The following is a 12,155-nucleotide window of genomic DNA, read 5'->3' as shown; positions in this document are numbered from 1 at the left end:
CGGCACCCGATTGGATGCCGTTTAGTTTTTATTTATTCTTCTTCGTTTGAGTCGCTTTGTGCGTCTTCGCGTACATCAAACTCAACATGCCATTTTTGACCGTTATCTGCGGCAATGGCTTCTAAGTAAAGCGTACCAAGTTCTGTCACGCGAGAGGCTAGGGTAACTGGCACTACTTCACCTTCACGGCGACCTTCAGAGACGGGTAGAGTAACCTGAATCTCTGGTAGCTCTTCCAATTCATCAGGGCCCCAGTGGTCAAGGTGTGTACCTGCGGCGTCTTCACGACGGATTGTTGAACCAAAGAACTGGAAGTTTACTGGTTGGCCGATGATAAGACCAAATTCCTGACTTGGTACTTCAACCGCAGAGCCTTCTTCCATACCAAATGGTGCTACACACAGAGCTTCCATTGGTGGAGCCATGCCCGGAATGGCTGGCATAGCACTCTCGATGCCTACATAGTAGCTCGATGCAATGCCGCCGCGGATTCGCACACCTTGGCCGCGACGTACAGAGCCATAGTAAGAAGCGCCACTTGCCACCGCCAGATCCAAATCCACACCCGTTAGACGTTGAGCCATTTCAGCATCAGCGTCTATCAACCACTCATTGATGGTTTCTTCAAGGCGATTCGCCAGCAGGTCTGATTTTAAAACGCCACCGTTGAACAAAATGGCTGTTGGCTTGATAAAGTCAGCTGAAGGTGCTTCAGCGCCGCCCATACCGGGCATTCCAGCAAATGGATTGAACTCGGTTGAAGCGCTTTCTCCACCTTGAGCATTAGCCTGCTTTGCAAGGAACGCAGCGATGTGTCGTGTAATCCCTGCATCTTGCGCATACGGAAGACCCATTTGAGTAAGAGCGCCGCGATTACGCTGAACTGGATGCTCAGTAACGGCAACTTTCGGGAAGAAACCGTCCACCAGTGTTTGCTGAACTTCTTCTTGCGTCAGTTCCGTCTTCAAGGTTGCGCCAAGCAGTTTAGAACCGCGACTTGGTACTACGATTGGCACTGACTGAAGTTCGCTGTCGTTCAATAGTGCTTCTTTAGCGTCACGACAGGCGTGCGTCATTGCCTGAACTTGCCATGGTTGTAGCTCTTTACCATCTTGCGCTAGCTTCATCTTCAAGCGGTACGCCAGGGCAAGGTCCATATTGTCACCGCCGAGTAGAATGTGTTCACCTACTGCGATACGGTTTAGTGTCAAGTTACCTTCGTCTTCAGTAACTTCAACTAGAGAAAGGTCCGTGGTACCACCACCGATATCGACAACCAGCACGATGTCGCCAACTTCGACTTCATCACGCCATTTGTCATCGCTATTGTCGATCCAGTTGTATAGAGCCGCCTGAGGTTCTTCTAACAGTGTTAGATGAGTTAAGCCAACATTGCGTGCAGCTTCAGCGGTTAAATCACGAGCCGCAGGATCAAAAGATGCCGGTACGGTAATCGTCACATCTTGCTCTGAAAGCGGGTCGCTAGGATGAGTGTGGTTCCACGCATCTTTGAGATGTTCGAGGTACAGCTCTGTTGCGCGAAGCGGAGACACTTTCTCTACTTCTTCCGGGCTGCCAGCAGGAAGGAACGCATCACGTCGGTTGACACCAGCGTGGCAAAGCCAAGACTTTGCACTTGCTACAAGGCGGATCGGAGTTTTTGAACCAAGGTTGCGAGCGATTGCTCCCACTAGGGCTTTAGGCTCAGATGACCAAGGCAATACACGAGCTGAAGGGTTCATCTCGTGCTCGTGTGGTTGATACAGGAACGAGCCTAGCTGGTTGCGAGTTTCTACGGTGCCCGGTGCGGTCAGCTGAGAAATCGACATGACTTCAACACGCGAGTCTTCCTTCGATGTATCCACGTAAGACAGTACGCAGTGTGTGGTACCTAAGTCGATACCAACGCTAAACTTTGGCGTTTCAGCCTGAATGGTGTTCAGGTTTTCCATTACAGCTCAACCTCAGCAGGCGCAATGACGGTAGCATCGTAGTTTTCAGCCAGTTTTGGAAGGTTCATTTCGCGCGCTTTCCAGCCTTTATGAACCAGAGTGCCATTAAATGGCGCACTGCCTGTCACGTTACCCGTTAAGCGAACCTCTTGCGAGTTAAAGCCTTCTTCAATAGTAACGCGTGTTTCTTCATCCTCATCACGGATGTGCTCAAGGCTCACGTAGTCGTTCAGTACCTTCTGACCGCCGGTATGAATAACACGCGCCGCAGCGCCGACATCTTCGTCTGAGAACGATGTCAGGTCTTCTTTCAGGAAGTCAATCAGGCGAGCTTCTTGCTGCATGATTGATAGTAGCTGCATGGCTGAGTCGGTAGAAGCTGTAGCAAGCTTTGATTCCACTTCCACGACTTTCTCAATCACTTTTTCAACTTCGACCACTTTCTCTACTTCAACGATCTTCTCGACAGGCTTTTCAACTTCGACGATTTTCTCAACTGGTTTCTCAACCACTTTTTCGACGACTTTAGATTTGCGCGAAACCGCAATCAGAAGTAAAAGGACGCTTGAAGCCGTCAGGCCAGCGTGCAGCATATCGAACGTTTGAGGGATCATTTGTAAATCGAACGTCATGACATTTCTCTTAATTGATGGAAGAAATAGCAGTCACACTTTGACTGCTATTGTCGTAATTATTGGGTTAAATTGGGGCAAATATTATCACATTCAAGTCTACAGGCCTTCAGAAAAGAGGCGCTAACAGGCCTGATTGATTTGTTTTTAGTCACTTTTAGTCACACTATAGGTAAGTTGACTAAAATGACTGGGCAGTTTGACAGAAAATTGCAGAAGATCTGCGCAATCAATTCGGTGGTATTCGAGTTTTGACCTCAACTGAGGTAGAATTCGGCGCTTTATCAAAATACTAAACATAGGCGAACAATGAACCATAACCGTATAGTTTGTTTCGATCTGGAAATGTGCTGTTGGAATGAAAACGGTGTCGGTACTACGGGTGAAATCATCGAAGTCGGACTGGCAGAAATCGATCTTGTGAAAGGCGAGATCGTCAAGCGTGCCCAGTACTATGTCAAACCCGAACAGGATGAAGTCTCCCTGTTTTGTTCGCAGCTCACCGGCATTACGCCACGTAAAATTGAAAAGCAAGGCCGCCCGCTTGAAGAAGTATTAAAGTCGATGATCAAGAACTTTGGCGGTGCGAATAAGATTTATGCATCATGGGGGCGGGATGATCTTATCTTGGTGCAAGAATGCCAAGACAAAGGTATTGAGATGCCGTTTAAAGAATTCATCAACTTAGCCACTTTGTATCGCGTTCAACACCGCCTCAAAGATAAACGCATTGGCCACAAAGCCGCTCAGGAAGCGCAAAATATTGAGTGGGAAGGGCGGCAGCATTCTGGGTACGTTGACGCGTATAACCTCGCCAAATTAGCATTGACGATGCTGTGATAAAAGAGAGATGTAAAAAGGGAGCTTATGCTCCCTTTTTTGACTTTAGAGCCTTTCTGATAGCAGTGTACATTATCGAAGTTTTATGACTAAGCTCGGTGTGATGTTGAAGTTGTAATGTCCTAGAGAGTATGAAGTAAAGCTTATTGGATTCGGCTGATTAAACTAAAGGTGACAGTCAACGTATCCTTTTTCGTTTTACAGGTAGAACTGGAGAGCAAATAAATTCAACCTATGAAAAGAAAATTACTCGCTATTCCCTTCAACTATCTGCAATTTGGCGCGAATAAATTCACTATGATCGACATACAATAGTTCTGCTGTTTTGCGAATGACGGCCTCTTCCAATGGGTCAATCTCGCCGTCGGCATGAGCAACCTCCCACATGGCTTTGATTAAATCGAAGCGGGTTTCTTGACCAAGTTCTCTCAGTTGAGAAGTGAATTCATAAAGGGAGGCGGACGCTTTGCTCTTTGCTTCTGCGCGCTCAAGTAGCGCTGCGGCTTCTTCGTTGCTTAAAAGCAGCAATTTTGTCATGAGCAGCAGTTTGGCTTCAGTTTCTGCTTGATGGATTTGATGGTCTGCTCCGGCGACTTCGCAAAGCAAACAAGCGATGGCGAGATTTGGATCGCTGCCCACGTGGTTTCCTAGATCCTGACCATCGATGAGTTGCTTAAACAGAGTAGTGATTGAATTCAACATGTGATGCGCCTCAAAATTTGTTCCTATTTCTATAGATAGTGATTCTATGAAGCGAGCACAAGTGTTTTTACAAAAAGATTACTTTTCCTTTATGGGTGGGAAATCAATTTCTCTACCGTCACCCGTCAATATAGATATGCGTACAGGCTTTCCATGGTTGTCAAGTTTCAGCTCGCCAATCGCACTGGTATTGACCAAACGGCGTACTCCTTTCGTGTTGGGATCGCGCTTTTTGATTTTCAGGCGCTTTCGTTTGGTCAGAAAGTTAAGGACAGAGCGAGGTGAGTAAAGCAATCTATCCATATGATCACATATTGCCAAAAGTGGCTCAGGAAACTGGTTCTTGAACCCGCTCGATGTGATCTGATAGATGTTGGGGCTGGAGCGTCGGAAACGCAATTTAATGTCATAAGCAAACGAATAATGCACGTCACCTGACAAAATGACAAAGTTGGTCGGTGTTTTGGTGTGCGTGAAAATACTCAGGAGCGTGTTCGCGCTCCCAGGGTGGGCCATCCAGTTCTCTGCATCTATCACCAGTGGTTGACCGAGATTTGTCATGCCTTTTTGCAGCGCTTCGATAAATTTGACACCGAACATCGGTGCGGCGGACACTACAATAACTTTGTCTTGATGCATCAGTTCTTGTTGAAACTCAATCAGAGCCTCCCAGTCCATCAGGCCAGATGGTTTGTTCATTCGGGATTCTGAGCGCCACCTTCGAGTTCGGGTGTCCAACACGACAACCTTAGGCGAGGCATGAACCGTATAGTGCCACCTTTCAAAGCTGTAAAGATAACGAATGAAATCATCTTGGTGTTGTGCTGTGGGGTTGATGAAATACTCAAGAGCGACAGATAAAAATTCATCATTGAAGTTATTCGGTTCATTCCCCCAGCCTTGACATAACCAGTAAGCCATTAACCCGTTACCAATAATTCGGTTGGAAAACGGATTGCTGTATGCCGCTTTTTCCCACCCGACCGTCAGGTTCCAGTCATCTGTGACATCATGATCATCAAAAATCATGTAAGTCGGGACGTGGGCAAATAGTCTCTGAACCTGTGGTAAGCCCTCAATGAACTCATCCAGTATGTGCTTTTCTTCGCGCCATTGTTGTTGCCATTTGGGCGACAATACTTTGCCACTGTGGGTGAACGCCTTGTCGAGCAAGCGTGTCAGGTTGAGATACGGCCAGAGTGTTGGCGACCAAACCAGAATGTACATGGCGAAAAACTCAGCAAAGGTGATCAGATGGTTTTCACTCTCTCGGGAACTAAAAATTGGCGCATGCCGTTTGGGAAACAATTTGGTTAACCAGGAACCGTCATCCACATAGTGGGGTAATATTTTATCCCGCCCGTAGAAACATTCTGGATGTGCGTACAAGGCTTGTGCGGACTCAATCGGCGCGTTATTGAATGATTCAGAAGGTAAGCCAAGCATATCGATGGTTTGAAGGATAACGTCCAACATAGGGCCTGCAACATGATCGGCATAGATCTGATCGCCGCTCATAACCAACATGTCCGGTCGGTCATCTAGTGATTGAGCCGCTATTTTTGTATCCATGCTGACTAGTGCGTCTTTACTTGGGTGGTGTGGATTACGACAGGAGCCATGCAGGACGTAATCTGCTTTAGTTGAAATCTTAAACGTGAGTGTTTCTTCATCCTTGTACAGCAAATGTGGACATAGCTGACTAAGCGGGCCTAGCTGAGTTTCAAATTCGTAACTGAGCGCAACGTCAGATGGGAAGTTATGTTTGAAATGTGCCAAGGTGACAAAACAGCGAGTGCCGACCTGAATTTGATGGCAGTGGCTGAGGTTGTCCTGAAATATCACCCCATGGTCTGGTTCGTGATAAAGGACAAATTGACCTTCAAGAGGGCGACTTGTGACCAGCCAGAAGACAAGATCTTTGGTAGTGGATTTTCTTAATATCGGGCCAGCAAGTAGGAAGGGGAGTTCAGGAGTCAGTTTCATTAGTTGTCTGTTGGATCCTTAGGCACTTCAGGGTCTTCCATGATTTCGATAATTTCAGAACTCGACATTTCATGGCCCATAAGAAAGAGCGCCAGCATAGCATCTGCTTTGGTTTTTGTATCGGAGCTTTCGTCAAGAATTTGTTCGAATCGTTGACGAATCATAGCAATTTCATGCTCAACAAAGCCTCGACCTTCGTCTTCACCTTGGGTTTCTTCTGGGGCGTTATCAAACTCCAAGAACAGCATCTCATCATCGAGATGCGTGTTGACCAGCCGTTCAGGCAGCCATTCTTCACCCGTGACAATGTTAGGGTTCTGGTCTTCAGGTAGCGCGTCGAGTAGTTTCTTTAAATCTGATGCTTTCACAATTACTGGATTTAGGCGAACATATACTCTTATATTAACGGTGAATTGAGCTTAAAGATAACTAATAACTTTATCGATTGAAGAGAATTTGCGTCGTTCAGTCAGTTTTGGACAAAAATGAGTAATATAAATAGACAGTTGGCACTGATGATGTTGGCCGCGAGTAATATCAGTTTTTCTGCGGCAGCCGAAGAAGAAACCAGTATCAGTGAACAGGATTGGGGTATTGCGGCTGTTTATCGTATGGCCTCTATCCCTTTTTACACGGGTAACAATGACCAGACAGTTGGTACCTTTGTTCCTATGATGTTCTTTCAGAACGAGCATGTATTTGTCGAAGGCTTGCAGGGCGGAGCCTATCTCTATAAGCCAGAGGATGAAGCTATTCAACTCAGTGCGTTGATGCGGCTTCGTTTCGTAGATATTCCTTCTTCAGAGCAAAACTCTAGTGGGGGGGATGCGGTCGATTTTGGTGGTCAGCTACGTTATTTCTTCGATGAGAATTGGTATTTCGATGCTGAATTGATGGCTGATGATGAATTTCGTTTTCACAGTAATTTACGTATCTCAGGGGAGCTTGAGTATGGAGATTGGGCACTGAAGCCTCATGTACGCCTACGCTATAAAGAGGCAGACTTCAATAACCAGTATTACACCTTCTCAGACATTACTGGCGAAAAGATCGGTGGTGGTGTGGACCTGAATCTGGGTATTGATGCTCGTTATCACGTCTATTCTAATCTCTATCTGCTCGGTGCTACCAGCGTAACGCGTTTGGATAGCAATACTTACCATTCAAGGACGGTTGAAGAACGCTATCAAGGTGAATTTTATATTGGTTTTGGTTTCTTCAACGATCAATCTAAAGCCCCAAAGTCTGAGCTCAAGAACAAACGTTACTTCCGAATAGCGCACGGCTGGGCAACGCCGTCAAACATTGGCGATATCATCAACCTCAACACACAGAAAGACCCATACAATAACCAGATGACGTCTTTCTTTTATGGACACCCATTGACCGATGAGTTGTTTGGTGTGCCGTTGGACATCTATTTTACACCAGGTATTGTTCATCACTGGTCTTCAGAGGTGCAATCTGCCAGTACAGAATATGTTGCGGCGATAAAGGCTTATTATACTTTCGATTGGCCAACTCAATGGCGATTTGGCTTCGCAGAGGGTATGTCGTTTATTGATAGCATCACCTATATCGAGCAAACTGAGATGGACTCGAAAGGCTACAATGCGAGCAATTTACTCAACTATCTCGATTTCTCTTTTGATGTGAATGTTGGCGATTTAATAAACAACCATGCTTTGAACAATATGTGGATTGGGTACTCACTGCATCACCGCAGCGCGATCTTCGAGCAAGCTTCTCAATACGGACGTATTAAAGGGGGCAGTAACTACAACAGCCTCTATGTGCAGTTTGCTTTTTGAGTAAAGCCGCCAGTTTGTTGCAAACTGGGGCAAAATGAGTATTTTCTTCTACTCCAAAGTTCATAAAATACACTGTATTGGCCCCATTGTTGGGGTTAATGCTCGTGTGTTGATGGTTTGAGTGCACTTGTATTTTAGCAAGGGCTTTTTCTCAAGAAAAATTTGCATTTTGCATTGAGACATTTGCCATAGCGACTGTGATACAATCGGTGACAGTTTTATGTAGTGAAAAGAATAGGTAACGCTTTGACTTCGTCACAGCCAGAAAAAAATCCCGTCGCCGAAGATAAAACGCAGGCTAACAACGCCGCCTCTCTTCGCAAGGCATTGAATCAGTGTATGCTCAAGGACAGATTTCGTTTGAGCAAGCGTATTTCGGGCGCGAGCAAAATCAAGAAAGAAGCCTCCCGTCATGCGGTATTTGATGAAATTGCACTCGATATTGCCAAGTCTATGATGGATGTAGAGCAAAGAGCCAGTTATAAACCCACCATTGAATACCCAGAAATTCTGCCTGTTAGCCAGAAAAGAGATGACATTGCACAGGCGATAGAAAACAACCAAGTGGTTATCGTTGCCGGTGAAACTGGCTCAGGTAAAACGACTCAACTGCCAAAGATCTGCGCTGAACTCGGACGTGGTCAGTATGGCTTGATTGGTCATACTCAGCCAAGACGTTTGGCGGCGCGTTCGGTGGCGAATCGTATCGCTGAAGAAATGGAAACCAAGTTAGGTGAGTTTGTTGGCTATAAGGTTCGATTTAACGACCAGATCTCAGACAATACCCAAATTAAACTGATGACCGACGGTATTTTGTTGGCTGAAATTCAGCACGATCGCTTCTTAAATCAGTACGACACCATCATTATTGATGAAGCGCATGAGCGCAGCCTCAACATCGATTTCATTCTCGGTTACCTCAAAGAGCTTTTGCCGCGTCGCCCAGACCTGAAAGTGATCATCACTTCCGCGACCATTGACCCCGAGCGATTCTCGAAACACTTCAGTGATGCTCCTATTATTGAAGTGTCTGGTCGCACTTATCCAGTAGAGACACGATACCGCCCGCTGCGTGGTGATGATGATGTCGATCGCGATCAGCTAGAAGGTATTTTTGAAGCGGTTGATGAACTGTGTGATGAAGGCTTGGGCGATATCCTGATCTTCATGAACGGTGAGCGAGAAATTCGAGACACTGCGGATGCATTAGCAAAACGCAATCTCAAAAGCACTGAAATTGTTCCTTTGTATGCACGCCTCTCAGCGGGTGAACAGAACAAAATATTTCAGCCTCATGCTGGGCGGAGAATCGTATTGGCGACCAACGTTGCTGAAACCTCTCTGACAGTACCGGGCATCAAGTATGTCATTGATCCAGGTACAGCACGTATCAGTCGCTACAGCTATCGAACCAAAGTACAACGTCTGCCGATTGAACCTGTTTCTCAGGCGAGTGCCAACCAGCGTAAAGGTCGTTGTGGTCGTGTTGAGGAAGGTATCTGTATTCGTTTGTATTCGGAAGAGGATTTTGAATCTCGCCCAGAGTTTACGGACCCAGAAATTCTTCGTACTAACCTAGCGTCGGTTATTCTCCAGATGACAGCGCTGGGTTTAGGCGACATTCAAGCTTTCCCGTTCGTTGAAGCGCCCGACAAACGCAATATTCAAGATGGTGTGCGACTGTTGGAAGAGCTGGGAGCGATCAATGAAAATGCTAAAGATCCTAAAAAGCGTTTGACGTCGATTGGTCGCCAGTTGGCCCGCTTACCGATTGATCCGCGTTTAGCTCGTATGGTTCTTGAAGCGCCAAAATATGGCGCATTGAAAGAAGTGATGGTTATTGCTTCTGCACTGTCGATTCAAGATCCAAGAGAGAGGCCGAGCGATAAACAGCAGTCGTCAGATGATAAACACAAGCGTTTCTTCCATGAAGAGTCTGATTTCCTGACGTTTGTTAACTTGTGGGATTACGTTCAGAAGCAGCAAAAGGCATTAACAGGCAATCAGTTCCGCAAACAGTGTAAGCAAGATTACCTAAACTATTTGCGGGTGCGTGAGTGGCAGGACGTCTATTTCCAGATTCACCAGTCTATGCGTGAAATGGATTTCAAGCTCAACGATGAGCCCGCCAGTTATCAAGCGACTCACAGCGCGATTTTGGTCGGTTTGCTCTCTCATGTTGGTATGAAAGACCAAGAGAAAAATGAGTACCAAGGGGCGCGCAACGCAAGATTCCATATTTTCCCTGCATCAGGCTTGTTTAAGAAACAGCCTAAATGGATTGTGTCGGCCGAGCTGGTGGAAACTTCTAAGCTATGGGGACGTATAATTGCTAAGGTCCAACCTGAATGGGTTGAACCGCTGGCGAAGCATCTCATCAAACGTAGTTACAGTGAACCACACTGGTCGAAAAAACGTGCTGCCGTTATGGCACACGAAAAGGTGATGCTGTATGGTATTCCGATTGTGCCTAAGCGCTTAGTAAACTATGGCAGCATTGATGCGTCAGTGAGTCGAGAGATTTTTATCCGCAGCGCCCTCGTTGAAGGTGAATGGGATACCAAGCATGCCTTCTTCAAACAGAATCGTAAGCTTCTCCAAGAAGTGGAAGAGCTGGAACACAAGTCCCGTCGTCGTGATATTTTAGTTGACGATGACGAGTTGGCAGACTTTTATGACCAACGAGTTGGGACAGAAGTAGTCTCAGGCCGCCATTTTGATACTTGGTGGAAGAAGGCGTCCAAAGAGAACAGCGAACTACTGAACTTTGAAAAAGAGATGCTGTTTAAGGGTGACGCGAGCCATGTTACGGATCTGGATTACCCTAACTTCTGGCACCAAAATGGTCTTAAATTGAAACTGAGTTACCAGTTTGAGCCGGGTGAAGATAATGATGGTGTGACTGTTCACTTACCTTTGCCTATATTGAATCAGGTTGAACAAGCTGGTTTCGACTGGCAAATTCCAGGACTGCGTCATGAACTGGTTGTTAGCCTGATCAAATCACTGCCGAAGACGATTCGTAAGAATTTCGTGCCTGCGCCTAACTATGCAGATGCGTTTTTAGCTCGTGCAACGCCAATGGAAGCGCCCTTACTTGACGCTTTAGAGAAAGAGCTTCGTCGGATGACGGGCGTGGAAGTTTTGCGTGACGATTGGAACCTCGATCAGGTTCAAGATCACCTTAAAGTGACATTTCGGGCTGTCGATCACAGAAATCGAAAGCTCAAAGAAAACCGCGATCTTCATGAGCTAAAAGAAAGCTTGAAAGACAAAGTGCAGGAAACCCTGTCGAAAGTGGCAGATGACGATATCGAGCAACAAGGTCTTCATACTTGGAGCTTTGGTGAGTTGCCAAAAGTGTATCAACAGAAACGTGGCGGCTATGACGTGAAAGCGTATCCGGCGATTGTAGATAGCAAAGACAGCGTCGAAATAAAGCTTTACGAGACAGAGCAAGAGCAGGTTTCAGCGATGAAAGCGGGTCAGCGTCGTTTGGTTTTGCTTAACGTGCCGTCTCCGATAAAATATCTACATAGCAATTTACCGAACAAGTCTAAGCTGGGTCTTTACTTTAACCCTTATGGCAAAGTACTCGACCTGATTGATGACTGTATCGCGTGTGGCGTCGATAAGCTTATTGAAGAAAAGGGTGGGCTAGTATGGCAGCCTGAGCAGTTCGAGCAGCTTAAAGAACACGTGCGTGCGGAGCTCGGTGATACTGTTGTTGATATTGCAAAACAAGTTGAGACAATTTTGACGACTGCGTTCAGTATTAATAAAAAGCTAAAGGGTAAGATAGATTTCACTATGGCTTTTGCTTTGTCAGATATCAAAGCTCAGATTGAAGGACTGATCTTCAAAGGATTTGCAACGGAGTGTGGCTGGAAGCGTCTTCCAGATATATTGCGTTACATGAAAGCGATTGAGCGTCGTATGGAGAAATTGCCGATCGATCCGAATAAGGATCGTCTGCACATGCTTAAAATTGAATCAGTGGCCAATGACTATAAAGAGTTACTCAACAAAATTCCGAAAGGAATGGCTGTACCAGATGACGTCAAAGAAGTACGCTGGATGCTTGAGGAGCTGCGCGTGAGCTATTTTGCTCAGCAGTTAGGCACACCATACCCAGTATCGGACAAACGCGTGAAAAACGCGATTGACGATTGCTAGGTATATAAATTGCATTAGAATTTAGACATAACAAAATTTTGACTGGAATTGGCAGA

At 46.1% G+C, this 12,155-nt stretch carries 8 protein-coding genes; 3 read left to right on the top strand and 5 right to left on the bottom strand.

The window, feature by feature from the left end; translation table 11 throughout:
- Positions 1-32 precede the first annotated feature (32 nt).
- On the bottom strand, positions 33-1,952 hold the full coding sequence (locus tag TW84_RS04630) for an Hsp70 family protein (protein ID WP_045974502.1): 1,920 nt from the start codon (positions 1,950-1,952) through the stop codon (positions 33-35).
- Positions 1,952-2,584 carry a DUF2760 domain-containing protein gene (locus tag TW84_RS04625; protein WP_045974501.1) on the bottom strand — a complete coding sequence of 211 codons (633 nt, stop codon included), beginning with the start codon at positions 2,582-2,584 and terminating at the stop codon, positions 1,952-1,954. Before TW84_RS04625 ends, TW84_RS04630 begins: the two co-directional genes overlap by 1 nt.
- 309 nt (positions 2,585-2,893) lie before the next feature.
- On the opposite strand from TW84_RS04625, the gene TW84_RS04620 reads away from it, so the two are divergent.
- Positions 2,894-3,424: a 3'-5' exonuclease gene (locus tag TW84_RS04620; RefSeq protein ID WP_045974500.1), complete on the top strand. Its 531-nt coding sequence runs from the start codon at positions 2,894-2,896 to the stop codon at positions 3,422-3,424.
- A 246-nt stretch (positions 3,425-3,670) separates the two neighbouring features.
- Here the strand turns inward: TW84_RS04620 and TW84_RS04615 are convergent, their stop codons facing one another.
- The 3 genes from TW84_RS04615 to TW84_RS04605 all read right to left on the bottom strand — a co-directional run bounded on the left by TW84_RS04615 (position 3,671) and on the right by TW84_RS04605 (position 6,480).
- Positions 3,671-4,126, bottom strand: coding sequence for a tellurite resistance TerB family protein (locus tag TW84_RS04615; RefSeq protein WP_045974499.1), 456 nt, complete (start codon positions 4,124-4,126; stop codon positions 3,671-3,673).
- Between the two features lie 78 nt (positions 4,127-4,204).
- Complete coding sequence (locus TW84_RS04610; RefSeq protein WP_045974498.1) at positions 4,205-6,112, bottom strand: alkaline phosphatase D family protein; 1,908 nt, start codon at positions 6,110-6,112, stop codon at positions 4,205-4,207.
- Entirely contained in the window at positions 6,112-6,480 is a 369-nt protein-coding gene (locus tag TW84_RS04605) for a VC1380 family protein (protein WP_045974497.1), read from the bottom strand. Before TW84_RS04605 ends, TW84_RS04610 begins: the two co-directional genes overlap by 1 nt.
- Before the next feature lie 117 nt (positions 6,481-6,597).
- Here TW84_RS04605 and TW84_RS04600 point away from each other — a divergent pair, with 117 nt between their 5' ends.
- Both TW84_RS04600 and hrpA read left to right on the top strand, forming a co-directional pair.
- The gene (locus TW84_RS04600) at positions 6,598-7,923 is read left to right on the top strand and encodes a MipA/OmpV family protein (RefSeq protein ID WP_045974496.1); all 1,326 of its coding nucleotides are present in this window, start codon (positions 6,598-6,600) and stop codon (positions 7,921-7,923) included.
- Positions 7,924-8,169: 246 nt separating this feature from the next.
- Positions 8,170-12,099 carry an ATP-dependent RNA helicase HrpA gene (gene hrpA / locus TW84_RS04595; protein WP_045974495.1) on the top strand — a complete coding sequence of 1,310 codons (3,930 nt, stop codon included), beginning with the start codon at positions 8,170-8,172 and terminating at the stop codon, positions 12,097-12,099.
- The last annotated feature ends 56 nt before the right edge of the window (positions 12,100-12,155 follow it).

Source organism: Vibrio neptunius (genome assembly GCF_000967495.1).
GTDB lineage: Bacteria > Pseudomonadota > Gammaproteobacteria > Enterobacterales > Vibrionaceae > Vibrio > Vibrio neptunius.
Note: the sequence above shows the minus strand (reverse complement) of the source record. Positions and strands in the feature narration are given on the sequence as shown.

Excerpts from the sequence above, each read along its gene's own strand:
- TW84_RS04630 (WP_045974502.1), bottom strand. The coding sequence starts at position 1,952 with ATGGAAAACCTGAACACCATTCAGGCTGAAACGCCAAAGTTTAGCGTT.
- TW84_RS04625 (WP_045974501.1), bottom strand. The coding sequence starts at position 2,584 with ATGACGTTCGATTTACAAATGATCCCTCAAACGTTCGATATGCTGCAC.
- TW84_RS04620 (WP_045974500.1), top strand. The coding sequence starts at position 2,894 with ATGAACCATAACCGTATAGTTTGTTTCGATCTGGAAATGTGCTGTTGG.
- TW84_RS04615 (WP_045974499.1), bottom strand. The coding sequence starts at position 4,126 with ATGTTGAATTCAATCACTACTCTGTTTAAGCAACTCATCGATGGTCAG.
- TW84_RS04610 (WP_045974498.1), bottom strand. The coding sequence starts at position 6,112 with ATGAAACTGACTCCTGAACTCCCCTTCCTACTTGCTGGCCCGATATTA.
- TW84_RS04600 (WP_045974496.1), top strand. The coding sequence starts at position 6,598 with ATGAGTAATATAAATAGACAGTTGGCACTGATGATGTTGGCCGCGAGT.